At 65.5% G+C, this 26,315-nt stretch carries 23 protein-coding genes; 11 read left to right on the top strand and 12 right to left on the bottom strand.

The features are described from left to right. Nucleotides 1-21: 21 nt before the first annotated feature. The 3 genes from P0R35_RS15800 to P0R35_RS15790 form a co-directional block, all read right to left on the bottom strand. Complete coding sequence (locus P0R35_RS15800; protein ID WP_284014889.1) at nucleotides 22-441, bottom strand: universal stress protein; 420 nt, start codon at nucleotides 439-441, stop codon at nucleotides 22-24. 135 nt (nucleotides 442-576) lie between these two features. After that, a complete protein-coding gene (locus P0R35_RS15795) occupies nucleotides 577-1,623 on the bottom strand; it encodes a GNAT family N-acetyltransferase (protein WP_284014730.1) in 1,047 nt (348 codons plus the stop codon). 345 nt (nucleotides 1,624-1,968) lie between these two features. After that, nucleotides 1,969-2,730: an IclR family transcriptional regulator gene (locus P0R35_RS15790; protein ID WP_284014729.1), complete on the bottom strand. Its 762-nt coding sequence runs from the start codon at nucleotides 2,728-2,730 to the stop codon at nucleotides 1,969-1,971. Nucleotides 2,731-3,100: 370 nt separating this feature from the next. Between P0R35_RS15790 and P0R35_RS15785 the strand changes: the two genes are divergently transcribed. The 3 genes from P0R35_RS15785 to P0R35_RS15775 all read left to right on the top strand — a co-directional run bounded on the left by P0R35_RS15785 (nucleotide 3,101) and on the right by P0R35_RS15775 (nucleotide 6,476). After that, entirely contained in the window at nucleotides 3,101-4,261 is a 1,161-nt protein-coding gene (locus P0R35_RS15785; protein WP_284014728.1) for a CaiB/BaiF CoA transferase family protein, read from the top strand. Between the two features lie 111 nt (nucleotides 4,262-4,372). Beyond that, entirely contained in the window at nucleotides 4,373-5,872 is a 1,500-nt protein-coding gene (locus tag P0R35_RS15780; protein WP_284014727.1) for an aldehyde dehydrogenase, read from the top strand. A 91-nt stretch (nucleotides 5,873-5,963) separates the two neighbouring features. After that, nucleotides 5,964-6,476 carry a GAF domain-containing protein gene (locus P0R35_RS15775; protein ID WP_284014726.1) on the top strand — a complete coding sequence of 171 codons (513 nt, stop codon included), beginning with the start codon at nucleotides 5,964-5,966 and terminating at the stop codon, nucleotides 6,474-6,476. A gap of 66 nt (nucleotides 6,477-6,542) precedes the next feature. Here the strand turns inward: P0R35_RS15775 and P0R35_RS15770 are convergent, their stop codons facing one another. Next, nucleotides 6,543-7,061, bottom strand: a complete 519-nt coding sequence (locus P0R35_RS15770) for a cupin domain-containing protein (RefSeq protein WP_284014725.1) — start codon at nucleotides 7,059-7,061, stop codon at nucleotides 6,543-6,545. Between the two features lie 125 nt (nucleotides 7,062-7,186). Between P0R35_RS15770 and P0R35_RS15765 the strand changes: the two genes are divergently transcribed. Further along, nucleotides 7,187-8,320 carry a zinc-binding dehydrogenase gene (locus P0R35_RS15765; protein ID WP_284014724.1) on the top strand — a complete coding sequence of 378 codons (1,134 nt, stop codon included), beginning with the start codon at nucleotides 7,187-7,189 and terminating at the stop codon, nucleotides 8,318-8,320. Between the two features lie 122 nt (nucleotides 8,321-8,442). Then, nucleotides 8,443-8,658: a hypothetical protein gene (locus P0R35_RS15760; RefSeq protein WP_284014723.1), complete on the top strand. Its 216-nt coding sequence runs from the start codon at nucleotides 8,443-8,445 to the stop codon at nucleotides 8,656-8,658. A 94-nt stretch (nucleotides 8,659-8,752) separates the two neighbouring features. Here P0R35_RS15760 and P0R35_RS15755 read toward each other — a convergent pair whose 3' ends face one another. From P0R35_RS15755 to P0R35_RS15735, 4 genes are all read right to left on the bottom strand, one after another. Continuing rightward, nucleotides 8,753-8,977, bottom strand: a complete 225-nt coding sequence (locus P0R35_RS15755) for a hypothetical protein (protein WP_284014722.1) — start codon at nucleotides 8,975-8,977, stop codon at nucleotides 8,753-8,755. A 379-nt stretch (nucleotides 8,978-9,356) separates the two neighbouring features. Next, nucleotides 9,357-10,466, bottom strand: a complete 1,110-nt coding sequence (locus tag P0R35_RS15750) for a PD-(D/E)XK nuclease family protein (protein ID WP_284014721.1) — start codon at nucleotides 10,464-10,466, stop codon at nucleotides 9,357-9,359. After that, nucleotides 10,463-11,305 (bottom strand): hypothetical protein, encoded by an 843-nt coding sequence (locus tag P0R35_RS15745; protein ID WP_284014720.1) that lies wholly within the window; start codon nucleotides 11,303-11,305, stop codon nucleotides 10,463-10,465. The genes P0R35_RS15750 and P0R35_RS15745 overlap by 4 nt, the downstream gene beginning before the upstream one ends. Nucleotides 11,306-12,284: 979 nt before the next feature. Next, nucleotides 12,285-12,758: a hypothetical protein gene (locus P0R35_RS15735; protein WP_321170466.1), complete on the bottom strand. Its 474-nt coding sequence runs from the start codon at nucleotides 12,756-12,758 to the stop codon at nucleotides 12,285-12,287. Nucleotides 12,759-12,767: 9 nt separating this feature from the next. Here P0R35_RS15735 and P0R35_RS15730 point away from each other — a divergent pair, with 9 nt between their 5' ends. Continuing rightward, nucleotides 12,768-13,106, top strand: coding sequence for a hypothetical protein (locus P0R35_RS15730; protein ID WP_284014718.1), 339 nt, complete (start codon nucleotides 12,768-12,770; stop codon nucleotides 13,104-13,106). A 1,160-nt stretch (nucleotides 13,107-14,266) separates the two neighbouring features. Here the strand turns inward: P0R35_RS15730 and P0R35_RS15725 are convergent. Together P0R35_RS15725 and P0R35_RS15720 are read right to left on the bottom strand one after the other, a co-directional pair. Next, complete coding sequence (locus P0R35_RS15725; protein ID WP_284014717.1) at nucleotides 14,267-14,953, bottom strand: DUF2306 domain-containing protein; 687 nt, start codon at nucleotides 14,951-14,953, stop codon at nucleotides 14,267-14,269. Nucleotides 14,954-15,293: 340 nt separating this feature from the next. Continuing rightward, a complete protein-coding gene (locus P0R35_RS15720; RefSeq protein ID WP_284014716.1) occupies nucleotides 15,294-16,511 on the bottom strand; it encodes a hypothetical protein in 1,218 nt (405 codons plus the stop codon). 404 nt (nucleotides 16,512-16,915) lie between these two features. Between P0R35_RS15720 and P0R35_RS15715 the strand changes: the two genes are divergently transcribed. From P0R35_RS15715 to P0R35_RS15705, 3 genes are all read left to right on the top strand, one after another. Next, complete coding sequence (locus P0R35_RS15715) at nucleotides 16,916-17,815, top strand: outer membrane protein assembly factor BamB family protein (protein ID WP_284014715.1); 900 nt, start codon at nucleotides 16,916-16,918, stop codon at nucleotides 17,813-17,815. Between the two features lie 580 nt (nucleotides 17,816-18,395). Next, nucleotides 18,396-20,600 (top strand): heavy metal translocating P-type ATPase, encoded by a 2,205-nt coding sequence (locus tag P0R35_RS15710; protein WP_284014714.1) that lies wholly within the window; start codon nucleotides 18,396-18,398, stop codon nucleotides 20,598-20,600. Nucleotides 20,601-20,913: 313 nt separating this feature from the next. Next, a complete protein-coding gene (locus P0R35_RS15705) occupies nucleotides 20,914-21,960 on the top strand; it encodes a PQQ-dependent sugar dehydrogenase (protein WP_321170464.1) in 1,047 nt (348 codons plus the stop codon). A gap of 111 nt (nucleotides 21,961-22,071) precedes the next feature. Here P0R35_RS15705 and P0R35_RS15700 read toward each other — a convergent pair whose 3' ends face one another. Then, nucleotides 22,072-22,512, bottom strand: a complete 441-nt coding sequence (locus P0R35_RS15700) for a hypothetical protein (RefSeq protein WP_284014713.1) — start codon at nucleotides 22,510-22,512, stop codon at nucleotides 22,072-22,074. An 85-nt stretch (nucleotides 22,513-22,597) separates the two neighbouring features. Further along, nucleotides 22,598-23,392 (bottom strand): hypothetical protein, encoded by a 795-nt coding sequence (locus P0R35_RS15695; protein ID WP_284014712.1) that lies wholly within the window; start codon nucleotides 23,390-23,392, stop codon nucleotides 22,598-22,600. Nucleotides 23,393-23,814: 422 nt separating this feature from the next. On the opposite strand from P0R35_RS15695, the gene P0R35_RS15690 reads away from it, so the two are divergent. Next, entirely contained in the window at nucleotides 23,815-25,680 is a 1,866-nt protein-coding gene (locus P0R35_RS15690) for a vWA domain-containing protein (protein ID WP_284014711.1), read from the top strand. 148 nt (nucleotides 25,681-25,828) lie between these two features. Further along, entirely contained in the window at nucleotides 25,829-26,275 is a 447-nt protein-coding gene (locus P0R35_RS15685; protein ID WP_284014710.1) for a hypothetical protein, read from the top strand. Nucleotides 26,276-26,315 lie beyond the last annotated feature (40 nt).

Raw genomic sequence — 26,315 nt, 5'->3', positions numbered from 1 at the left:
ACGGCCTTACTCGCCGACCACTCACCGGGCGACGACGACCGGAATGGGTGACTGTCGGACCACCTTCTGGGCGACGTTCCCGACGATTAGCCGATCGACTAACGAACCGCTGTGGCTGCCGAGTACGATTGCATCGAAGTCGTCGGCCCTGTTCAGGATCGCCCGGGCCGGATGACCCATCTGAACTTCGGTGGTAATGTCGACATCGTACTCGGCGGCGAGTTCCCGGGCGTTCTCGAATACCGCCTTCGAGTGCTCTTCGGCGGCCGCTTCCGGGTCCTCTTCGAGAGCGAGTGCCGTGGCTGCTCCCCCCATCAGGGACGGTCCGCCCTCGACATGCAAGACCGTGATCTCCGCCTCGGGATGGTTCTCGAGAGCGTACTTGAGCGCTTGCTGGGCCATCTCCGAGTCGTCCATCGGGACCAGAAGCCTTGATAGCATTCTCAAGACTACGGTGAGGACGTGCATAAAATGGATGCTCACTCGCCTCAGGTGACACGTTGGACGGGCACCAGTCGGTGAACTCTCGCAGCACGCATCGACACAACGCCGAGGCGGTTCGGTCGTGTCGACGCCTCACCCGAGACTCGGTGCGACAAAGGTGTCCTCTACCGGATCGTCGAGACCGCGCAGGGCCCAGTTGAGCTCGATCGAACCTTCGTCTACTGTGAGGGGATCAATTTGTCCGAGTGGTCCGTCGGGGTCAAACGGGATCATCAGCCGATTTGCACCGTCTGCTACTGCCCGCTCATACTCGATGAGTTGTTGTGCCGCGTCTTCGTAGCCTGGTTTGAACCACGGGACGACGTATGTCGGTCGGATCTCCATCTCTTCCGGGATGGAGGGAGGAAGTTCCTCCGCCTGCTCGAGTTCTGGCGGGAGGCTCTCGACCACTTGGGTGGTCAACTCGTACTGGTCGGCTACGTGGGCGCCGGCCACGTACTCCCCGTCCGCAATGACGGCGTCGGCTCGATGGACGGACTTCCCGTCGACGGCGGCCGCGACCAACTCAGAGAATCGGTCGGTTCGATAGGGAACGAACAGCTCAGCGTCTCCGTAGAACGAGTTGATCCCCGCGACGAATTCGGAGAGCTCCCGTCTCTCGAGTGTCCTGACTGTGTGCGATGTCGACGGGCGATCCACGCGCGTTTCGAGTGGGTGCATCACGTACTCGTACGGAAATCCATCAGCCCAGGAACGAGCAACTCCCATCGATGCGTCGTTCCCCGACTGGATCGCCGCCGCAATAACGACGTCATCTCCGACTGTCTCCTCTGCATACTCGATCCGTTCGGTGGCGAGTCGTGTGCCGAGGCCATCTCCTCTGTACTCGTGGTCGACCATGAGTCCCGCAAGGTAGCCACGGGGCCGAATCCGGCCGCCGAGTCGGCTGTCGTTGAACGCGATGAACCCCATCCCTGCGGCATCGCCGGATGGAGCTTCGGCGATGAACCCGGCGAAGTCGTCGACCGGCATCAGCGTGGAGTACATCTCGTACGGGTCGACGCTGAATCGCGGCGCAAACTGAATATCCCCGCCATCGGGATTGGACTCAACGAGCCGCTTCATCGTATCCCCGTCGTCGGGGGTGACTTCGCGCACTTCGAACGTTCCGGGAGACATCTTTTGGGCACATATGACAATCCGAATATATCAAATTCATCATCCTATTCGCGGATCGATACTCGAGGGGAGCCGAAGGTGACTCTGTAGCTGTTCGGATGATCTACCCGGGTGGCGGTACAGTCCCACTAGAACCTCCCTGATCCCGACTAGGCCGACGGGTCCGATCAACGGAACTCGCCTGACACGGGTGAGCGTGATGCTGTCTCCGGCTCCTGCAGCGGTACGGGAGTATCCCAGGATAGACGGTTGGGCTCTGCGGAACTATTCACGTCCCGACGAACGGGCCGTCGACACTGCGTTCGGGCGGTGAGAGTCACTGCCGTTTCCTCCTCGAGAACGCGCTCAGCCGTGCCGCAGTTGGAGCGAGAGGCGACTCGCAGTCTGAGTGATCTTCTCCGGATACGACTCCATGAACTCCTCCTGTGCGGCGACGTTGGTGGGCAGCGAGACGCTGATCGCGCCGACGGTGTCGGTCGTCGGGTCGGTGACGGCGGCGCTGATCGCGCTCACCTCGGGGTCGCGTTCCCCGCGGTTGACCGCGAAGCCGCGATCGCGGATGATCTCGATCTCGTCCCACAGTGCGGCACCGTCGGTGATCGTCCGAGGGGTCGACCCCGGCAGGCCCTCGCCGATGATGCGGTCGATCTCGGCGTCCGGCAACTCCGCCAACATCGCCTTCCCGGCCCCGTTCTGATGGAGGTGGAAGCGATTGCCGAGCGGGATGGTCTCCTTGAGGTTGTACTGGTCGTTCTCGCGGTAGAGGAACACACCGGCGTCGAACTCCCGGACCGAGAGGATGACGAGTTCGTCGATTTCGGCGGCGAGTTCGGACACCTTCCGGCGCCCGAGATCGTAGATCCGGCTGGCGTCGCGGACCTTCCCACCGTACTCCAAGAACTTCAACCCGAGTCGGTAGGTCCCATCGGTGTTGTGGACGTAGCCGTGTTGTTCCAGCGTCTTCAGGTGTTTGTGGACGGCGCTCTTCGAAAGTTCGAGGCGGGCCGCCAACGCGGAGACGCCGGCCTCCCCCTCGGCGTGGAGCGCGTCCAACAGCGCGAACAGCGTCTCGTCGGTCGCGATCGTTCCGCCAGCTCCTCCAGCCATTGGGGTCTCTGCGTGGTACACCCGCAATAGTGTTTCCCAGGAGCGAACGAGTTCGACGCCGATCTCGGGGAGTGGCGACTCTCACCTCCGTAGACGTCCGTTTTGCGGACCGAGCAACCAGAATCCGGCCCGCGCCGGAAGCGCAGCGATTCACTCACAGCGAACGAACGAACGGTAACATTCGATGGTTCGGATCCGATAAGAGTCCGAATTCGGCCTCCTCGGCGGCTATTTATATATCCCATACGCTTATGCGCGGAACGTCGCTGGCGCGTGCCATGACGAGTGAGCAGACGGCAACTGTCCGCATCTCGGCGGTTTGTACCGAGGGGAGCACGGGAACGCGTTCGAGCGGCTGGAGCTACCTGCCGTGAGCGACGGCCCGCTCTCGGACCTCCGCGTGATCGAACTCGGCAACATCGTCGCCGGGCCGTTCGCGTCGTCGATCCTCGCCGACATGGGCGCCGACGTGATCAAAGTCGAGCGCCCCGGCACCGGCGACATCATCAGAGGATCCGGCGAGACCGGCGAGGCGATGTTCGGCGCCCTGAACCGCAACAAACGGTCGGTCGTCCTCGACCTGAAGGACGACGACGAGCGTGCCGACCTGATCGGGCTCCTCCGTGACGCCGACGTGTTCATCGAGAACCTCGGCCGGGGCACCCCCGACCGGATCGGAATCGGCTACGAGACGCTGTCCGAGGTGAACCCCGAGTTGGTGTACCTCTCGATCAAGGGGTTCCAGCCGGGCCCGTACGGCGACCGAGCCGGGATGGACGTCGTCGCGGAGGCGATGTCGGGGCTGATGGGCGTCACCGGCGAGCCGGGGCGCCAGCCCGTCCGCGTGGGCACCTCCATCGCCGACATGGGCGCCGCGCTGTACGGGGTGATCGGCGTGTTACTCGCGCTGCGCGAACGATCGACGACCGGCGAGGGGCAACGGGTGGACGCGACGCTGTACGAGTCCGCGAGCCACTGGATGGGGTACTGGCTGTCGTACGCCGACCGGACGGGGCGCGACCCGGAGAAGCTGGGGGCGTCACACCCGTCGTGGGGGCTGTACGACATCTTCGAGACCGACCCCGAGGAGTGGGTGTTCGTCGGTGTGACGAGCGAGCGACACTGGCCGGCCCTGTGTCGGGTCCTCGAGGCGGAGGACCTGCTCGCGGACGAGCGGTTCGACACGGCGACGAAACGCCGCGAACGCAAGACGGAGCTCCGACGCACCGTGGCCGAGTCGATCGCCGACTGGGACCGCGAGAAGCTGATCGCCGCGCTCGAGGCCGAGCGCGTTCCGGTCGCGCCGGTGAACCAGCCGTCCGACCTCATCGACGACGAGGGCCTCCTCGCGGCCGACCTCCTGACGGAGTACACGTCGCCCGCCGACGGCGAGTCCGCCCAGACCGTCCTCGCGCCGGTGATCGGCGAACGGTTCGAGCCCACTCAACGACTCGACCCACCGGCGCTCGGCGAGCACACCGACGCCGTCCTCGACGAGGTGGTCGACGACGCGGCCGACGCCGACGACTGAGCGACTGTCGGCGGGCACGGTCCGCCCCTCGACGAGCCGTGCGCGGGTTTGTTTCTACATAATTTTGTTGCAAATATTTATTGTGGGCCAGAGTGTGTGATCGATCATCGCATGCCATCCGACGTGACGACGTACGAGCTGTTCATCGACGGGGAGTTCCGGGAGTCCAGCGGCGAGGAGCGCATCGACGTCGAGTTCCCCTACGACGGGGAGGTCTGGGCGAGCGTCCCCGACGGGACCGCCGCGGACATCGACGACGCGGTCACGGCCGCACGGACGGCGTTCGAAGAGCCCGAGTGGCTCGGCCTCGAGGCCTCGGACCGACGAGAGCTACTGAACGAGATCGCCGACACGATCGACGCGCACGCGTCGGAACTGGCGGAACTGGAGACGCGCCAGAACGGGAAGCTCCTGCGGGAGATGGAGCCGCAGATGAACGTCCTCGGCGACTGGTTCCGTTACTACGGCCGGCTGACCGACGAGATCGGCGACGGCCGGACGGTGAACGTCGAGAACAAAGACGGGCAGATGTTCAACTACGTCCGCCACGAGCCGTACGGCGTCGTCGGCGCGATCACCCCGTGGAACTCGCCGCTGTTGCTGGCGTCGTGGAAGCTCGCGCCGGCGCTGGCGGCCGGCAACACGTTCGTCCACAAGCCCAGCGAGGAGACGCCCGTCAGCGCGCTCCGCTTCGCCGAACTGCTCACCGCGGAGACGTCGCTCCCGGACGGCGTGTACAACGTCGTCCCCGGCGCGGGCGCCACCGGCGCCGCGCTCACCGACCACGGCGGCCTCGACAAACTCGCGTTCACGGGGAGTACCGCCGTCGGCCGCGAGGTGGCGAAGAAGGCCGGCGAGAACCTGATCAAGGTGTCGCTGGAGCTCGGCGGCAAGAGTCCGAACGTGTTGTTCCCGGACGCGGACCTGGACGACGCCGTCAACGGCGTCATGAAGGGCGTATTCGCAGCGACCGGGCAGACCTGCATGGCCGGCTCGCGGGTCCTCGTCCACGAGGACATCCACGAGGAGTTCGTCGACCTCCTCACCGACCGCGCGGGCGACATCAAACTGGGGGACCCCCGCGACCCGGAGACGGAGATGGGACCCGTCGCGTTCCGCGACCAGTGGGAGACGGTGAAACACTACGTCGACGCGGGGGTCGAGGAGGGTGCTCGGTTGGCCTTCGGCGGCGAGATGCCAGACGAACTCCCGGGCGAGTGTTTCATCCAGCCGACCGTGCTCGTCGACGTCGACAACGGGATGACCGTCGCGCAAGAGGAGATCTTCGGCCCCGTGGTCAGCGTCATCACGTTCGGGTCCGAGGAGGAGGCGATCGAACTGGCGAACGACGTCGACTTCGGACTCGCGGCGGCCATCTGGACGCAGGACATGCAGCGGGCGAACCGATTCGTCGAGTCCGTCCGGGCCGGGACGATCTGGGTCAACGAGTACCGCGTCGTCGCGCCGAACTCGCCGTTCGGCGGGTACAAGGACAGCGGGATCGGCCGCGAGAACGGCCCCGAGGGACTCAAGGAGTACTACCAGGTCAAGAGCGTCTGGTACGACCACGCGGGCGAGGTCGGCGACCCGTTCTCGCTGGACGTCGAGTGACCGGACGACCCGGTCGACCGTCGGGACCGCGGTTCCTCACGGTCGATCGGTAGGAAGTTATTTGGTACTGTAACCCATAGAAAACTTCGCGATGAGTGATCTCGAAGTTATCGAAGACGACACACCGCTCGGGAAGTTCGTGTACGACGGATTCGCGGAGGAGTTCCAGCCCCGGTTCGAGGAGATCGCCGAGGAGACGGGCCTCGATTCGGTGCTGTTCATCCGATCGACGCCGACACACACCCGGATCGTGTGCACGGCCGGGCCGTACGCCGAGACGTACGTCAAGGGCGCCAAGGGGACGAAGAGCGTCAACGAGGGCGAACACGAGGCGTACTGCGAGCGCGTCCACAACACCGGCGAGGAACTGTACATCCCGGACGCCGAGCAGGAGGCGGAGTGGGTCGGCGCCGACGAGTTCGACATGTTCGGCCTCCGGTCGTACTACGGCGTGCCGGTTCGCTACGGCGACGAGGTGGTCGGGACGGTCTGCGCGCTCGACGAGGAGGTGTACGACTTCGAGGCCGGATCGCCGAGCGCGGTCGAGTTGCTCCGCGACGTTCGCGACGACGCGGAGGCGGCGATCGATGCACACTTCGGCTGAGACGCCGCTCGGATTCGGTTCGTACCGGGGTTCTTCAAAAATTCGCTGAACGTACCGGAGCGCCGGCTACAGTTCGTTCCCGCACTCCCGACAGGCGATGACCATCTCTTCGGGATCGGGCATCCGCACGTCCGCGGCCCCCTCGACGACGCGGAAGGTGTGGACCGTCTCATCGCCGCACTCGGGGCAGTCGACCAGGCCGAGCGCCTTCTCCCACTCGTGTCGGGAACCGGGGACGCCCATCGCGAACCCCTTCACCACCCCGTCCGACTCGTTGACGCCGGTCTGGAACACGTCGTCTGCGGCGAAGTGGACGACTTCGCCCGCGCCGACCTCGAACACCTCCGGTTCGGCGCCGGCGTCCGCTTTCGTGTGCCATGTCGCCGTCCCCTCGGTGATGTAGAAGAGCTCCTCCTGGTTGAGGTGCTTGTGTGGAGCCCCGGAGAACGACTCGCCGGGCTCCAGTTCGAACACCGTCATGGCGAAGTCCATCTCGTCGATCGCGCGCGAAATCGGCCGTCGGTTCGAGTTCGCACCCATCAAATGCGGCACCGGGTCGACGTCTGCAACGGATACTTTCCGCATGTGATATGGTGACACTCATTGTGCATAATCGTTCCGTTAGGTACCGGATCGTCGCGCCGGCGTACCGGACTTGAGTGTTCGTGTTTCGGTACGGTTACTTGCCTCTCTGTGGTACGGTAACACACATGCCGACCGAGTCACTCGCGGCGGTACTCGAAGCGCCGATCGACGACGACACCGCATTCACCGACGGACGTCCGGTCTCCGTCGAGGAAGTGCAGGTGGCCGACCCCACGGGCGAGGAAGTGCTCGTCGAGATCGAGGCGACGAGCCTCTGTCACACCGACGTCGGGTTCGCAAGAGGGCACTTCGACACGCCGTACCCGTTGGTGCTGGGACACGAGGGCGCGGGCGTCGTCCGGGAGGTCGGCGATCAGGTCGCGGAACTCGACCCGGGGGACCACGTCGTGCTCGGTCGGATCGCCTGCGGTCGCTGTTCGCAGTGTCGGGCCGGCCACTCGAACCTCTGTTCCCGGCGGGTGCCGGCGAACGAGAGCGGTCGCCTCCGAACGGGGACGGTCCCGTTCAGCCGGGACGGCGACCCCGTTCACCACTGCCTCGGCGTCTCCTCGTTCACCGAGTACACGCTCGTCACGGAGGACGTCGCCATCCCGGTGACCGACGACCTTCCGATGGACCGCGCGTGTCTGCTGGGCTGTGGCGTGTTCACGGGGTTCGGCGCGGTCGAGAACACCGCTGGCGTCCGCATCGGTGACTCGGTCGCCATCTTCGGCGTCGGCGGCGTCGGCTTGAACGGCGTGCAGGCGGCCCGCATCTGCGAGGCGGACCCGATCATCGCCGTCGACATGGTCCCGGAGAAACTGGATCTCGCCCGCGAGATGGGGGCGACACACACGATCGACGCGAGCGACGGCGATCCGGTCGACGCGATCCGGGAGATATTTCCGGAGGGCGTCGACTACGCGTTCGAGATGACCGGCCACAGCGGCGTCATCACTCAGGGACTCGACGCCGTCGGATCAAAAGGGGAAGTCATCGTCGTCGGCGTTCCGCCGTTCGGGAAGGAGTCGGTCGACCTCGACGTGTACGGGATGCTGTTCGGCGAGAAGGCGATCCGTGGGTCGCTGTCGGGGTCGTACAACCTCCCGCTGGCGATCCCGAAGCTCGCTGACCTCGTGGCCGACGGGACGCTCTCGCTCGACCCGCTCGTGACGGACACCCGGTCGATGGCGGACATCAACGAGGCGATGGACGCGCTGGAGGACGGCGGGCAGATCCGGCAGCTGATCGTCCCGTAGATCGTCCGTTCGGTTTTCACTCCAATAGACGACTGATGGATCGAGGACCCACACGAACTCTCCCCGAGAGTGTACTTCGAGGGGGTGGGAACGTATTTATGCTCAGTTAGCGAATATACGGCGTGTCTACCAGAATCATCCTCCAAGCGACCACGTCGCTGATGCTCCTGCTCGGCCTCCTCGGTATCGCGGCTTCGTACGTCGCCGCCGTGCCGTTCTTCTGGTCGGGAGAGGAGGCGCTGTTCGTCGGGGCGGGCCTCCTCGGCATCGGTGTGGTGATGTTCGCCGACCTCCGGCGGCGCAACTGGGGCGAGGAACCGCCCGCCGAAAGCGCCTGAAGCATCCACGGGGGTGTTCGGTGAAGTGCAGTGTCGGACGGAGCGCGACCGCTCACTCACGTAATCGATTTTTACCCGCCTTCGACACTCCCGATCAGACGGATTCGACCTTCTCCGGCCCGTCCATCTCGCCGGCCTCGCCGTCACGGGACACGACGACACCCATTGCGGTCCCCAGACTGGCGCCGAGGCCGATTCCCATGCCCAGCCAGAAGGGGAGGTCACCGGTGACAGCCCCGATCGCGACGCCGACACCGGCTCCGAGCGCGTTGCCGAGTCCGAGTCCGAGCGCGATAATCCCGTACGAGTCGGAATCCATGCTTTCCGGTAGCCTTCCACCGATATAGCTCTACGGTGCGTGGTTCGTACCGGCAGTTGCTGGGCACTGGTGCCCGCTTGTGGACATCATAATCCATCGACCGACCCATCGACCGCTGTCGCGTACGCGAGCCCTCGGGACGACGCTCCCCCGTACCTGCACAACCCCTCGACGGGGCGATCGCCCCCGTCGGCGAGCACGGGACGGCGTACAGGATCGGGTCCTCTCGAGCGGTCCGGGACAGCCCATCCGCCCGTGGCGACGGTGGTCGACCACGTCCGTCCATCCAGTACGGCCAGCGATGGCGAGGTCCCAGGGACAACCGACGCGGACGGTCGCCCTACAGTTCGCGTTCGCGATGACCGCCGAGGGGGAGCGTTCACCATTCGGCCGTCTCCCCGATCTCCCGTAGCAGCGGCGACGGTGGACACGGAGTCCCGTCGGCGTCGAGGCGGTGCCGGGTGCAGACGAGGGTCTCCGTCGCCGCCGTGACGGCGTCGCGGAACTGGTCACGGACGCCGGCGTCGGACCACGCCGCCCGGGGGCTGAGCGTTCCCCCCCCGCCGTCGCCCGCGAGCACACGCTGTGCGAGCGCGTCGGTCAGCACGCTCTCGTGTGCTCGGAGCCACTCGCCGTCGCGGAGCCCCACGACGATAACGACCGGGCGCGACAGCCCCCACGTGTCGTTCGCCTCGACGAGGTCGAGCGCACGGGCGTTCGCGTGTTCCCGGCGGCCGGCGCGGTAGCCCGCGACGGTCTCGGCGATGCGGTCGACGGCGCGCCACGACGGCTCCATCCCCGTCTCGAGGCGGTCGTCGTACGTCGCGGCCGCCTGCGTGACGAGGTCGCGCATGCGGACGACGGAACGGGTCGTCCGCGCGGTGGCACCCAACGCCTCGTCGTCGCGGTCGCGGCGTCGCGGCAGCACCGCCTCCTCGTACCGGTCGACGATCCCCGACAGCGTCCGTCGAACGGTCTGTGGCGTCGGATCGGGGCCGTCGCGGGTGGCCGCGACCCATCCGAGGTATCGTGTGACCGACCGCGGCGGCTCCGTCTCCGCGACCAGGTCGTTCCACTCCGCGAGCGAGCGTTCCTCCTCGGGGAGTTCGCGGGCGAGCCTCGCGAGGGCTGGCGTCGGCACGGGTGCCGGGTCCGCCGCCTCCGGGTGGACCCACTCGTACTCGAGCGGGGCGAGCAGCGTCGCTCTCGAACACGGGGCGTCGACGAGCACCCGACACACCGCCGCGACGAGGCGGTACGGGAGCGTGTCCGTGAGCGGGAGTTGTGTCCACGCCGCGGTCTGGAGGTCGAACGCGCCGGCCGCGTCGGTGAGGGCGGCCTCGTAGCGCGAGAGGTCGGGCGCGACGACGACGATGTCGCTGAGCGAGGTGCCCTCGTCGACGTGGTCGGCGACGACTTCCACGACCCGGCGTGCCTCCGCTTCCCGGGTGCTCGCCGTGACGGTTTCGGGTGTCGGACTGTCGCTCATCCCTCGATCACCGTCGCGCCGGGGCGCTCGACCGAACAGAGGTCGGGGAGGCGTTCCGCGAGCGGCTCCCCGGTCGCGTGCCGGAGGTGGAGACGGAGTTCGGTGTCCGCGTCGGTCGCTCGGCCGACGGATCCGAGGAAGTCGACGAGTGTCGCACCGAGCGTGCTCACGCCCGCGACGGTGACCCGCTCGATGTCGGCGTACACGTCGTTCCACAGGGGCTGCCCTTCGGCGGCGAGTTCGCGGGTCGCCCCACGGGTGATCGCGTCGGCCGAGGGGGCGGTGTCCGTTCGGTCGGCGAGCGTTCGTTGCAGGGCGACGGCCGCGTCGATGCGTGCCAGCGCGTCCTCCCGATCCGGGCCCTCGATGTCTCGGGCGGCGGCGCGAAGGCTCGCTAGGCGGTCCGGGTGGAACCCGGTCGTCGTCTCGACCTCGGCGCGCAGGTGCTCGACCCGTTCCGCGCTGTCGGCGAGGTCGGTGCCCATCGACACCGCGAGATCGCGGTGCCAGTCGGCGCCGTGGTCACGTGCCTCGCGCACGGCGACTTCGAGGTGGTAGAGCCTATCGACTCGGTCGAGGCACTCCGTTCGGGCGCCTCGCTCGCCCGCGAGTCGCCGCGCCACGTCCAGCGGCTGGGCGAACGTGAACACGCTCTGTGGGGCGTTCGCGCGACGAAGGCGGTCGCGCAGGTTGCGACGGTGCAGTCGTGTCGGGGTGAGCACGAGTTCCGTACTGGCGGGTGTGCGGTCGGCTCGCTCGGTGAGCGCGGGGACGGTTCCGTGATGGATCTCGAACGGGTGGTCGGTCGGATCGTGGGGGATGGACTCGGCCGCCGGCATGGCTCTCACCGATGGGGGTGACGGTGTTAACCGGTCGGGTAGTGGAGTGAAAGTGGAATCCGACCTGCGCTGGCATCGCCGATCGACTGGGTACCGTCCGAGAAGCGTTTGAGGACCGGCTGGAGACTCATCGTCGGCGGGTCCCTCACCGAACTCCTGCGCCAGTCACGCCGCCCCGAGTAGAGCGACCATCGCCGACGTGGTACATGAATACCCCCCTATGTCCTGTTATTAGCTTCAAGCTCAGACAGCAAGCTACGCTTTACACCGAAAACGAACTCGAACGGTAATCCGAGTGAGTGTACACGGGTGACGGTCGAAGTCCTCCGAAAAACGGTCGAACCGCGGGGAGAGAACCCGATCGAACCGTCGTTTCGACCGACACCCGGTCGGGGTCGTTGGAACGACCCGGCTCTGTTGAAATCCTACTATTCAGACAGATCATCACCTGAAACAGCCGGTCGATTAGAGCTGCCCATTAAACATATACGACCATTCGTTGCTAAGTACGTATGAGCACTCTCCGGCAAGTCGGATACGTCATAGCTGTAGTCCTTGGTCTCGCCTATCTTATCCTTCCGAAGAGAACCCACACGTTTGGATTTGAGTTCCTTCGACGTTCATCATCCGACCGAACGGAAGAGTCCAACACCCCTGTCTGGCTTTATCGCGGATTGGGTGTACTATTTGTATTCATTGGCGTAACAGGATTCCTCTGAACGGTCACCTGTACTGAGCGGTTCGTGAACCCCTTGTATTCAGCACGGCCTCAACGAACGATCACCGACCTAGAAGGCAGGCAGATGGCTTCTGAATCGGTCGGACGACAACGTGATCGGCGTGGACACAACCAGATTGTCCCGACCGAAACGTGGTCACTACGTCAAAATGTCGTTCACTCGAAGTCTAATTTGGAGAAATGACCGAGCGCGACAGTGCTACCGCTCGTGGTTCAGCTATCTCAGAGGGGAATCAACCGTCAGTCGGGCGGGTCGAGCCCATAGAACTTCTTCGCCACCGTGAGGAACTGGTTTGCGTCTATTCGCGGCGCGTACTCAGCGTTCTCACCGTCGACGGCGAGCTTCACAAGCAGGTCCACGAGTCGCCAGACGTTGTACAAGACACACGCGAACGCGAAGTTGAAGAAGCGGTAGCCGTGGTCCTTCGAGGTCGTCCGGACACGGAACTTCTTCAGCTTCTTGTAGCCGTTCTCGATGCCCCAACGCCGCTTATACCGCCGAACGATAGTCTGAACGCCATCGAGTAACTCCTCGCCAGTTTCGGCCTCACTTGGCTGGAATGACGGGTGGTTCGTTTCAAAGAGTGCGTACGCCTGCGCCGCCTCGGTGTCGTTTGGGATTTCTTCCTCGTCTCTCAGATCGTCCACGAGGTCGCCGAACGGCGACCCACCGGTGTCGTCCGCCTCAACGATATCGGCGAACTCGTCTACCAACTCCTGTCGGTGGGTGGCTTCGTCGAACTCATCGGCGTCCTCGTCGATGGCGAACAGGTCGTAGTTTCAGATCTTCCCATCGCCACAGGTGAGATGAGTCCTAATAAATTCCTGCCAAGTGAATCGCCTGTGCCCATTCCTTCCATTCAGGTAGCACAGAGCACTGATGATACTATTGACATAACGGCCCGAGGAGAGGAATACAGAGTCCAACAGGATGAAGAACTCACGGTTGGTCTGAAATCGAAGACTGTCACATCGCCTGGTGGAGATCAATTCGAGGTGACACCGCAAGTCCGCGTCAGGAATCATGGAGAATTAACTGCACACAAGTTCACCGGAGAGTAAGAGTTCGGAAGTATACCACGACTCAAATCCTACACATTTAAACATGAAATTGTCAAAAGATATTCCATTCTTTCGGACGATTGTTTCCGCTCTGTTAGCAGTCTTACTATTCATATGGGTTACGAGGGCGACGAAGAGCAATTTTCATCCAGTAAATCGGAATCCAGGAGTAGATGGAGAAACGGCATTGGCAGGGTTGTTTGTTAGTGTTATTGCGTGCGTCGCTGGAGTTCTATTTATTCATTCTCTATCACATATTCTGGATCTTGGTGACAACATCGTGATCAGAATCCTGAGGTACCCGTTTGGAGCGTTTATGATTATGTTGGTACAAATATTATACATCTTGTATTTGCAGTCGGATAGTATTACCCAGTTGCTGACTTTTTACGATTGGTTGGGAGTCCCGATCATCATTGGGGCAATCGCAGCCATGGTATCTGAACTTTCTCGCGCTCTGATGCAGCGGCGTTCACAGAGCGGATAGAATACGTTCCATCTCCGAGCCATAGCTTCGCGGGAGAGACTCTCAATCCGCAAACAAGCGTTATTACTATCATTCCGAAATTAATACTTGGATGAGGTACCGACATCCGTTGATTCTCATAGTCTATCTTAATCAACAACCGTCATTTCATTGACGATCCCATCATAGTCTATACCAGTTAGTAGTTCGTCAACGCCAGAGGACTCAGTTCTATGTTCGCCGAGACCAGGGCCCCAGACGCACCCCAGAAGCGGTGAGCTGACACATTGGTTCGACGACAGCATTGGTAGGGCAGGTTCACAAAGCCATTTTCGGCTCAATTCGAAGATTCGTAGTAGTCAGTATTTAAATATCACATCCAAGCGATTCAGGCGTATGTGCCTGTCTTCAGCCGACCAAGGATTTCAACACAGCCAACGACTCGGCTCTGTTGAAATCCTCTGACCTTGACAGAAGTCGCGTGCTGAATATATAGGGTGTATGCAGCAGGCGGTCGAGTCTCAACTCGGGGGTTGAAGGCGACAACGTCACCCTCAGTGTATGTATACAGGTCATTGAGCCGAGGCCACGTGGATGTGTAGGACTACCGCTATTCAGGGTGACCTCTTCGTCTGTGACCCGGGCTCGATGGCGACTGATCTGTGGCTCTCGACCCTGGAATCGCGGTACCGTGTCAGTCCGTTGGCTGCGGGTTGGTGCCAACGTCGAACTTTGCCCTGTACTGCCGGACGACGTACCAGATGGCGACGCCTCCGACGGCAGCGGGGAGCAACCATATCACCGGCAGGGGGACGAGTGAGACGTCCCGCACGTTCGTTGTGACGAACGCGGTGATGGTCGCGATGTACGCCCCACCCATACGTTGGATGTGCTCGAAGAACCACGTGCGAGGTTCGAGGTCGGTGGCGCGGAACTGCCGGACGTCACCCACGGAGGTGATGAGCGCGATGCCGCCGAAGACGAGCATAACGACTCCGAACTGGTTCCCGTTACTGAGGAACCACCCGCCCATAGCGAGGAGGCCGACGCCGGAGGCACCGAAGAGTCCAGTGGCCACCCAGTCGACAGTACCGGGGGTGTCGATCGTGCGTTTCCGGGAGAGAACTCGATAGCCGGAGAACGCGAAGTAGAAACTGAACACGGCGACGAAGCCGAGAAACACTCGAAGGAGCGTCTGGTCGAGCGCCAGCAGTCCGAGTGCCGTGACCGAGACGGCGGCCATCGCGTACACGTACGTCCGACCGAGGCGCCGATGCCGGCGACGACCTTTCTCCGTGAGGAGTGCACCAGCACCGGCACCGAGTGCGACGAATCCAAAGAGGACGTGAACGGCGAGGGTAGCGTCTTCGAGGGAGTACATGTTACTGACACGCCAGGATATATCATAAAAACGTACGGTACGTTGTGAAGCGACCGTCTCCGTTGGTACACTGCCGACCACGTCTGTGTCTCTGACTGTGCCTCGCGCTCTCTGTGCAGCACGGTCGGTGAAACCTCACCCGCCCCTGTCAGACGTGCCGTGCAAGATATAGAGGATACGTTCAGCACCAGTTGCTGGTTGAATTCCTGTCTCGAGGGCTGTTCCAGCTGGTATTGTGTGGCGTTGCGGAGACTGGAGTTCGAATTCGACTCACCGTTTCGCTCCCAATCATGGGGTCTCCCCGTTGTTCTCCCCGCAATCGATTGCTACGAGCCGCGGCTCACTTCTTTTTGCCGACCTCGCGGATGATTCGCAGGTCGTGGACCAGCGGTGCGTCCATCGGCACGATGAACAGTCCCGCCCAGCCGTGGTCGACGCCGCCACCGTCGGATCCACGCGCGGCCATCGCCGCTTCGAGTACAGCCCCGTCGGGGTCGAAGCCGTCGTCGGGGCTGGCTATAAACCCCCCTTCCCTGCTCGGGTGCACCTGCCCCATCTCGCTGGTGTACTCCCTGACGTCCGTTCGACCCGAGGCAGTCAACACCGTCGCCGCATTGGTGTACAGTCGCGCGTCGTCGACGACCCAGCCAGCGACGAACAGGGTGTCGCCCCCGTGGACGAGGCGCTGGGCCCACACCAGCACCGGGAGCTTCACGCCACCGTCCAGCGTGGCGACGGCCCGACCGACGACAGGCTCTGACTGGTCGGGCGCGCTTGTCTCGCCGCGGAGACTCGTCTGCGACCACGCCCCGGCCATCGGGGTGTCGTCGTCCTGCGGAGTGCTCAGCGAGAGGTACGGGGACGCCTTGTCGTTTCTACAGCACCGGCGCACGAGCGTCGGCGTCGTCAGCCCCCGGAGGACGGTCTCCTCGGTCGTCGGTGCCCCCGCCAGGCCCTCGCTGACAGCGTTCTCCACCTCCTCAAGGTCCTCGCCGTTGATCGACGAGCCCTTGACGCCCGGGATGTCCACAGCGGGCACCGAAAGCACAAACGTCTCGGCCACGACGACCCCGTCGCCATCGTCGTCATCGTCGAGGTAGTCGAACGCCTGCTCCATGTCGATGGCCTCGTCGCTGCCGTCGCCCTCGCCTCTGACCGGATTGTCGCGGGTGCTGCGGGTGGTGTTGTGGTTGTTAGCTCGCGTCTCGTCGTCGCCGTCGTCCACCCCGTCGCCGTCCGAGTCGGGGTCTTGGGCCCTCGACGGCTTGTTGCTCCGCGAAGAATTGTAGTCCTGGGCTCGAAGTTGCGTTCCCCCGAGCCAGCCCCGTATCTGGACCGTTCCAAGCATCGGATTGCCCAAGTCGATTTCCTCGTCGATCGCTCGGACGATGTGTGGTCGCACGCAAACGTCGCCGTCGTTGCAGTCCTCGTCGCTCCACTGGGCGATTGCGGGGGCGGCCTCAGTACGGGCCACTCGACTCCCCACGGCGTCGAGACAGCCGGCTAGCCCCACGACACCCGCCCCAGCGCATGCTCCCAGATACGTTCGTCGATTCATGAGATACTATGGGTCTCTGAGGATATAAATAAATCCCAAATAAATTATTATTTTTGCCGGTGCTTTGATCTACTCGGACATTTTCGGAAATGATCGGTATCGTCACATCTGCCGAGTAGAAACTGTGTCCACCCGCCGATGACCGACTCGCGCCCTGTATTCAGCAGGCCCGGTGAAACCTATCACTAGCTGAGGATTTCAACACAGCCAACGACTCCTATTTCAGCCCGGGGTAACCAACACCGCGTATGGTCTCTCGCCGTCGCGTCCTCCAGTCGATGACCGGTCTGGTCGTAGGTACCACGGTCGGATGTCTCGAACGGCCCGGCTCGTCGTCCGAGCGGGTCCGTTGGCGACGGCGGAGGGGTGGGATCCCGCATCTCGCCGACGAAACCCTGTACGCGATGGGCAACAGACAGCTCGACGCTCGCTCGCCCGCCGACGGACGGACGCAGTGGCGGGTCGGGTGGGACGAAGACGAGTTCGACGAGTGGGGCTGTCTGCAACGCGATCTCGGGATCGGAGACGACCTGGTCTACGTCGCAGGGTGTGACGGGCTCAGAGGACTGAGCCGGGCGGACGGCGAGCGCGAGTGGATCACGTCGATGTCGCTTCGAAGCGGTGTCGCTGTCGGGCCCGACCGGGTGTACGCGAACGGCCGTGACCTGATCGCTGTCGACCCCGGGAGTGGCGAGGTCGACTGGCGGGCCCCGACCATCGGAGCGCGGCTCACACGCCCCGCGGTCGGACGCGGGACGGTCGTTCACACCGACCGTGTCGACGGCGTCGTCACCGCGTTCGACACGGACGGTGCGCAGGTGTGGCAACACCACACCGGGACGGAGACACGCAGCCCGACCGTCGCGGACGACACGGTGTACGTCGCCACAGCTGACGATCCCGGCCGAACGGGCGAACTGCTCGCACTGGACCGGAGGGACGGGAACGTTCGGTGGCGTGCCGACACCACGGGCACGGTGAAGCGGGGGACGCGACCGGTCGTCGGCGACGAGCGAGTGTTTCTGGGCTGTAACGGGACGGACGCCGGGCGGATGATCGCCGTCGACAAGCGGGACGGCACCGAGCGGTGGACCTTCACCGACGGGAACACCACCGTGTACGAACCGGCGCTGGCCGACGACTCGGTGTACGCCGGGTCGAACGACAACCGCGTGTACGCGCTCGGTCGCGACGGGCGTCTCCGCTGGGAGTTCGAGACCGACCGTACCGTCGGGAGCGTCGTCGCCGGCGACGACCTCGTCTTCGCGTCGAGCGGTGCGCTCTTCGCACTCGTTCGCGAGTAACCTCGGGGAGTCGATACGGGGGCTCAGTTCGCCGTGTGCGTCGTCGAACTCCCTGCCGGTGTTCCCTCGTCTCACGGGAGACGGAACGTCCGGTCGGAGGACGCTCCGAGCTGTCGTGGCCCGAGTGCTCCCTCGTAGTAGTGGATCACCACGGTGTCCTGTGGGTGTGAGCAGTCGGCCAGCTCCGAGGTTCGAATCTCCGGGAATCCTGTTGGGATTTTACGTCAGGTAAGCTGAGTGTTAGCATATGCTGTCAAGTGAGCGGAGCCCTCGGATACCCCTCGCCTGCGGTGCAATCGTGCCGCTCGCGGCACCTCTCGTCAGGTCCGGTGTCCGGGCACGGGCGCACCCGAGTGGCGGTGGAGTGTGGGGTGGGGCCGGACGGGAAGCGGTCCCGTTGTGGGATTTCGTCGTGGCCACGACTCTCGGCGTCGGCTCCGCTCCGCATCCGGGAATTCGGACGGTCGGTCCAGCGACGGATGTCGCACTGCGGGACCACCGCGTCTCGTCTACCCGCGGAAATCGTTCCGCCACGGTGTCCGAAACACGACCTGAGCGTCTTCGAGTGGGGATCTGACCGATGCCCGAACAGCACGACCATCACGACGAACAGGCGCCGTCTCCGCTGTCACAGCGCGAGACGCCGACCGACGGCGAGTGTCCGTCCTGTCGCGTCTGCGAGCGGTATCGAGCCGACGCCGAGAGGGACACGACACGCCCGGCTCACGGCCACCACGGCGGTGGCGGTGAACACGATCACGGCGGCATGGTCGACCACTCAGGGCACGAGCAACTGTTCAAACGGCGGTTCGTCGTCTGCTTCCTGCTCTCGGTGCCCGTCCTCTACTACAGTTCGATGCTGCAGGAGTGGTTCGGTTACGCGGCCGTCGAGTTCCCCGGAAGCGAGTTCGTCGGCCCCGTGCTCGGCGTGGTCGTCTTCGCGTACGGCGGCATCCCCTTCCTTCGGATGGGCGCGGTCGAGGCCCGAAACCGCGAACCCGGGATGATGCTGTTGATCTCGCTGGCGATCACCGTCGCGTTCGGCTACAGTGTCGCCGCCGTCGCGTTCGACATCGGGGAGCCGTTCTTCTGGGAACTGGTCACGCTGGTGGTCATCTTCCTGCTCGGTCACTGGATCGAGATGCGGAGCGTCCGCCGGGCCTCGGGGGCGCTCGACGAACTCGCCGAGTTGCTGCCCGCGACCGCGGAGCGAATCACCGAGTCCGGTGAGCCCCGGACGGTTCCAGTCGACGACCTCTCCGAGGGCGATCTGGTGCTCGTCCGCCCCGGCTCGAACGTCCCCGCCGACGGCGTCGTCGAGACGGGAGCGTCGGACGTCGACGAGGCGATGGTCACCGGCGAGTCGAGACCCGTCGAGAAGACGCCGGGCGACGAGGTGATCGGTGGGACGACGAATCGGAGCGGCAGCCTCCGGGTGCGGGTCACTGCCACCGGCGACGAGACCACGCTCTCGGGGATCATGCGGCTCGTCGAGGATGCCCAGCGGAGCAAATCACGGACGCAGGTACTCGCCGACCGGGCGGCGGGCTGGCTCTTCTACGCGGCGCTCGGCGTCGCGGCGGTGACGGCGGTCGCGTGGGGACTCGTCGAAGGGCTCGGGCTGTCGGTGGTCGAGCGAGTCGTCACGGTACTGGTGATCGCCTGTCCGCACGCGCTCGGACTCGCCGTCCCGCTCGTCGTCGCGATCAACACCTCGATGGCAGCCCGGAACGGCATCCTCGTCCGCGACCGGATCGCGATGGAGGAGGCCCGCAACCTCGATACGATCGTGTTCGACAAGACCGGGACGCTCACCGAAGGCGAACAGGGCGTCGTCGACGTCGCGACGACGGACGGCTGGGACCGGGACGACGTACTCGCGCTCATGGCCGCGGCCGAAGGCGACTCCGAGCACATGATCGCCGCGGCGATCCGCGAGGCGGCCCGCGAGCGTGATCTCTCGGTCCCCGGGACACGGCGATTCGAGGCGCTCGAAGGGCGCGGCGTGCGGGCGACCGTCGAAACCGAACTCCCCGCGGGGACTGGCGAGTCCGGCACCGGACGACAGGGGACCACGGTCTACGTCGGCGGACCGAACCTCCTGCGGCATCTCGACGTCGACCTCGACGCTACCCTCGCTGCGTTCGCGGACGAGGCCGGCTCCCGGGGACAAGGAGTCGTCTACCTGGTACGCGAGAACGAAGCGGTCGGCGCCGTCGCGCTCGCGGACGTGATTCGCGACGAGAGCCGCGAGGCGATCGACGCGCTCCACGCGATGGGCGTCGAGGTGGCCATGTTGACCGGCGACTCCGAGGACGTCGCGCGTGCGGTGGCCGAAACACTCGGCATCGACACCTACTTCGCCGAAGTGCTCCCCGAGGACAAAGACGAGACGATCGTCGAGTTACAGGAGCAAGACCGCCTGGTCGCGATGGTCGGGGACGGTGTGAACGACGCGCCCGCGCTGACGCGTGCGGACGTCGGTATCGCCATCGGGTCGGGCACCGACGTGGCCGTCGAGTCCGCCGACGTCGTGTTGGTCGAGAACGACCCCCGCGATGTCGTGAGTCTCGTCCGGCTCAGCCGGAAGAGCTACCGGAAGATGCAGGAGAACCTCGTGTGGGCCGCCGGCTACAACGTCTTCGCCCTCCCGCTCGCTGCCGGCATCCTCGCCCCGGTCGGTGTCCTGCTCTCGCCCGCGGTGGGTGCCGTGCTCATGTCGGCGAGTACGGTCATCGTCGCGCTCAACGCCCAGCTCCTGCGCCGTGCGGACATCGCGGCGTGATGGGTTCTTCGACGACTCGACGATGAACTCCCGACCCCTCGACGGGAAGAGACCTCACCGACAGGTTTCTCCCCGGTAGCAACGGACCACACGCTCATACGCTCGTAGTGCTAGTTGTCGGACATGGGCGACGATCACCTGTCTCGACGCCGACTGCTCGCAGCCGTCGGTCTCGCCGGATCGGTAGCGGGCTGTACCGGTAGGTTCGGGGGGGGCGGCCGGATCACCCGGCGCGGGCGATTCGACGGGGGGCGGTCGGGGCGACTCCGGGGACGGGTCGGCCGCAGCTCCCGACGTCGAGATCACCGAAGCGGTGACCGACGTCGAGAGTCCGTGGGGGCTCGCGTTCCTCCCCGACGAGTCCGGGTTGCTGGTGACCGAGCAGGACGGCGAGCTCCTGCTGGCGGACCTCGATGGCGACGACCGAACGGAGTTGGCGGGCGTTCCGGACGTGTACGCTCGGGGCCAGGGCGGCTTGCTGGACGTGACCCTCCACCCGGAGTTCGACACGAACCGGTTCGTCTACCTCACCTACTCGGTCGCGGGGGACGGCGGATCGACGACGCGCGTCGGTCGCGGCCGGCTGGAGCGCGACGAAGGTCGCCTCGCGGAGTTCGAACCGATCTACACCGCTCGCCCGTTCGTCGAGTCGACGGGCCACTTCGGCTCCCGAGCGGTGTTCGACCCCGAGGGGTACCTGTACGTCAGCGTCGGCGACCGACAGTTCAAGAACTTCGGCCCGGACCACGTCGCACAACAGTTGGACAACGACCTCGGGTCGGTGTTGCGCCTCGCCGACGACGGGTCGATCCCCGAGTCGAACCCGTTCGTCGACGACTCGGACGCCTCGGACGCGGTGTTCACATACGGCAATCGGAATCCGCAGGGACTGACGGTCCACCCCGAGACCGGCGCGGTGTGGGAGACGGAGTACGGCGAGCGCGACGGCGACGAGATCAACGTCCTCGAGGCGGGCGGGAACTACGGCTGGCCCGTTGCGGACAACTCCTGTGCGTACGGCAGCGACGATGCGGTCGGCGTCCCGCACGAGGAACGCGACGACGTGATCGCGCCCGTCTACGGGTGGCCCTGCGGGAGCGGGGGGTTCCCGCCGAGCGGCACCACCTTCTACGACGGGGACGCGTTCCCCGACTGGCAGGGCGACCTGTTCGTCGCCGGCACCGCGAAGCAGTACCTCGCGCACTTCACGGTCGACGGCCGAGAGGTGACGGAGGTGACGCCGCTGTTGGACCGCGGCCAGCGGCTCCGCGACGTGACGATGTCGCCGGTTTCGGGACACCTCTACGTGGCGGTCGACGCCGACGAGGCGCCGATCTACCGTATCGCACCGAGCGAATAGCTCGGTATCCCGGTCGACCACTCACCACGAGCTACTACCTGTTCTCGGAGAACGGTTCGACCCGGACGCGTGCGTCGAACCGCTCGACGCCCGCGACACACCCGACCGCCGTCACGCTTTCCCTGCCCGGATGGACGCGAGGCCGTAGGCTGCCCCCGCCGAGACGAACCCCACGACGGCCGTGACGACGAGGTAGATGGTCACCCGGGGGCTCGGTTCGACGACGGGGATGGCAACTATCGCACCGGCGGCGACACAGAGGCACAGGACCGCGAGGTATCGGTCGTACACGGCGGGGTACTCGATCCCGTTCAGGGCTTTCGCGACCGATTCGCCGGCCCTGGTCCGTCGGCGAACGATACCGGTGTCGGTTCGTTCCGCGACGAACTGGAGTCGGATCCGGGCCGCGAACAGTCCGACCGTGGCACCGCCGAGGAGGGCCTCCCGGACGCCCGCGTACCCGAGAACGGTGACCGCTACCCCGAGGAACACACAGACGACGAGGAGTGCGGCCGCCTCGGCGAGGTCACGGCGGATGAGGGACCGGGTCATCGCAACGGCTCCTCGGTATCGAGACGGGCGATCCGTCCACTGACGGACGACCGAGCGGCACTCACCGGCCCCCGGAGACGGTCGATCAATGGTGGCTCCGGGGCTGGCGCGTGTGGTCGATGGTCCGGGCCAGCTCCTCGGCTGCCGCCGAATCGGCACACGACACGCGGTACTCGCTGTGGACGTAGTATCGCCGCCGCAGTCGGACTGTGTCGTCACGAACCGCGACGGAGAGCCGGGACCACGGGACGTACGTGGCGCCGAGCGACCGCTCTTTATCGAACACGACGGCCGAGTCGACGACGGTCAGTTCCTGCGTGTGGTCGCCGCCGAACCGCGCCGCGATGACCATCCCGATCCCGATCCCGACCGCGCCCCCGACGCTCACCTCCCCCAACGCCGCCGAAACGACGACGAACACCGGCACGACGCCGACGGGGATCGCGAGCCCGTGCCACCGATAGACCAGCCTCGCCTCGGCGGTCGCGTGCGCTGCTTCCGTCCGCACACGCTGTTGGGCTCGGGAGCCCGTCCCCACGATCACCGGAACGATCGCGGTGCCGAGCGCGACGAGCGCCCGGACGACGGTCGCCCGCGCGAGTCCGAACCGGCCCGTCGCCGCCGCCACGACGACTGCGGTGGCCGGGGCTGCGATGACGAGTCCGAGCACGAGGTCGGCTTTTCGTGCGACGGCGGTCTCCAACTGCGCGGGCACCTGCCCGGCGAGGACCCACGCGACGACGCCGGTAAGCAGGGCGAGCGCGATGCCGCCGCCGGGTGCGGACGGCCACACCAGCGGCTGCAATACGCCGAGGACACCGGCGGCCGTCACCGCGGTCGCGACGGGGAGGGCTTCCGTAGCGGGGATACGAGGGCGCACAGTCGTGTGTGTTCGACCGGAGACATAACACCGATGGACGCGACGACCAGCTCTCGATTGCCCACGAGGACGCCCCGGTGGTCCCGGGCGGGGGCCGCACCCCGAGCCGACTGAAATACCCCCACGCGTGGCGTGAAATATCGAAACGCGCAATCTGGTGGCGTGAATCGGGATCCCGACCGACCGACGACCTGCAAGTACGAATTTGCCGCAGTTCGGAGAACAGTTGCAGAATAGACATGAACTCCCCATCCTCCGATGCGGACGGTCGGGACCGGCGGCTGCGGGGGCACGACCCGGACGAATGGCTCGCGCTCGGGCGACGGGCGACGCTCAAGACGGCGGCGCTCGGTGTCGGGACGGTCCCGTTCGTGCGGCGCGTTCGGGGCGGTCGGCAAACCCCGTACCTCGACATTCTCAGCGTGGACCCGACCGACTGTCCGTCGGTCCTCGTGAACGTCGCCGTCAACAGCGATCCGGGGCGGAGTGGGGAACTCGACGTCGACCAGTTCACCGTCATCGAGGACGGCGTCGAGCAGCCCATCGAGGAGTTCGGCTTCACCAGTTCGGCGGCCGACATCGCGTTCGCCTTCGACAACAGCGGCAGCATGGAGGACGAGATCGTCCGGATGCAACGCGAGGTGCGCGACCTCACCGACGCGATCGAGGACGCCGGGATCGACGCGCGCTACGGGCTCGTGTCCTTCCGCGAGCGGGTCCGCGTGGAACGCGACCTCACCGCCGACACCGCCGCGTTCGGCACGGCTGTCGACCGCCTCCGACCCGGCGGGGGCGGCACCAGTCCCCGTCGCGAGAACAGTTTCGACGGGATCGCACGGACGCTCGATCTCGACTTCCGCCCCGCCGCACAGAAGGTCGTCGTCGTGATCACCGACGCGCTCGCCCATTACGACGGGGACGTCTCGGGCGTGTCGGACCTGACGATCGACGACGTCGCGCGGCGGGTCCGCGAGAGCGGCGTCGCCTTCGTCGCCGTCTCCCCCGACCAGAGCGACCCCACCTCGAGCATCAGGGTGCTCGCCGACCGGGTGGACGGGCTGTGGATCGACATCCGTGGCGGGAGCTTCAGTGAGGTCCTCCGCCGGATCAGGGAGTTGGTGACGACCGCGTACGTCCTCCGCTACGACACCGACGCCGGCGCGGGCGAGCGCCGCGAGCTCACCGTCACCGTCGCCGACCCCGAGTTGGGCCTGGAGCGGGACACCACCACGCTCGACATCCCCGACGACGCCGACTGTGGGGACGACCCCGACGGCGGGACCGGCCGCCGTCGGACGGTCATGATCACGGCGAACGGACCTATCGAGTACACGCTGGCCGTCGAGGGCACGGTCGAGCCCGACCGGTACGGCGGCGACTTCGCGGCCGACGACAACGACGACCCGGAGGAAATCGCCGACGGGGTGTTCTCGTACGCGAACGACACCGGGCCGCGCGCAGAGAACGCGGGGCCGACGAACTTCCGCGGCGACCGCTTCGTGTTCAGCGGCGCCGTCGAGGAGTTCGACGTCGACCCGCGCTCCTCGCGCACCGACTACAACGTCTACCTCGACGGCAGGAACACGACCGTCGGCCGCGTCCGGCGGTTCCGCGACGTCGACGACCACTCGCTGACGATCACCGCGAACGGACCCGTCGACTACACCGTGACCGTCGACGGCACGCTCGAGCCGGACCGCTTTGGCGGCGTCTTCGTCGGCGACACCCTCGATCTCCCGGTCGAGACCTCCGGCGGCTACCTCCGCGTCACCGACGACACGGGCCCGATGGCCGACGACGCTGGCCCCTTCGCCTTCCGCGGCGACCGCTACCTCGTCGACGGTCGGGTCCGCCTGCTCGACGTGGACACGTTCGACGACGACACGGCGGTGAACTGCTACCTCGACGAACGGCTGACCCCGATCGACGAGATCGTCTCCCCGCTCCCCGGCGGCGACGGCCCGCTGGAGGGGTACGCCTCCGGCACCGCCATCGAAGGCGACGGGAGTCTGTTGGCGATCCTCTCGACCGCGGACAACCAGTTCGGCTACACTGCCGTGGTCGACGGGGAGGCCGAGAAGTCCGAATCGGACGACAACGCCGCCGACGACGGCGATCAAGTGCGGTCGCGCGGCGGCGTCGCGGTCATCAAGGGCACGACCGGCGACAACGCGGGCGACGTCTTCGAGTTCACCGGGGAGCTGCTGTCGGTCACCGTCGTCGGCGCCGACGGCGGGTTCGAGATCGAGGTGGACGGCCGTCGGGTGACGGATTCGGTCGTCCGGTGACCCTCGCGGTCTCGTGGCCGACTCGCCGGTCGACGGCTTCGAGATGGTCCCTCTCCGGTCGACTCCCGGCGGCTCCAGACTGCCGTGAGCCGCCCCTGTTCGCCGGAGCAGTCATTACTGCGTGCGAACTATTCAGTATCGGATAGGTATGGAACAACAACCACTGTTTCGTGAAGTCCAGCGGTTCCGCCAGCCGTGGATCTGGGCGGTCCTCGGCGGAACCGCCGTGCTCATGCTCGCTACTGGGCCCCTCTCGTGGGTCGGTCTCCTGATCGTGGGTGCGGTCGCCGCGCTCGTCTACAGCCTCCGGCTCCAGAGTGAGGTCCGTGAGGACGGTGTGTACGTGAAGATGTGGCCGATCCACCGCTCGTTTCGCCGCTTCCCGTGGGCGGAGATCGAGCACTACGAAGCCACATCGTACGGCCCCCTCCGCGAGTTCGGCGGGTGGGGGATCCGCTGGGCCCCCGGAAAGATCGCGTACAACGTCAGCGGTACCGAGGGTGTGTTGATCGAGCGGACCGACGGCCGGACGGTTCTCATCGGGTCACAGCGCGCTTCCGAGTTCGTCAGGGGCATCGACCAGACCGTTGCGTAGTCCCCGCGACTGCTTGTTCCACGGGAGAGCAGATCAGCCC

It is taken from the genome of Halobaculum litoreum (assembly GCF_030127125.1).
Classification (GTDB): domain Archaea; phylum Halobacteriota; class Halobacteria; order Halobacteriales; family Haloferacaceae; genus Halobaculum; species Halobaculum litoreum.
This window is presented reverse-complemented; position numbering and strand designations above follow the sequence as displayed.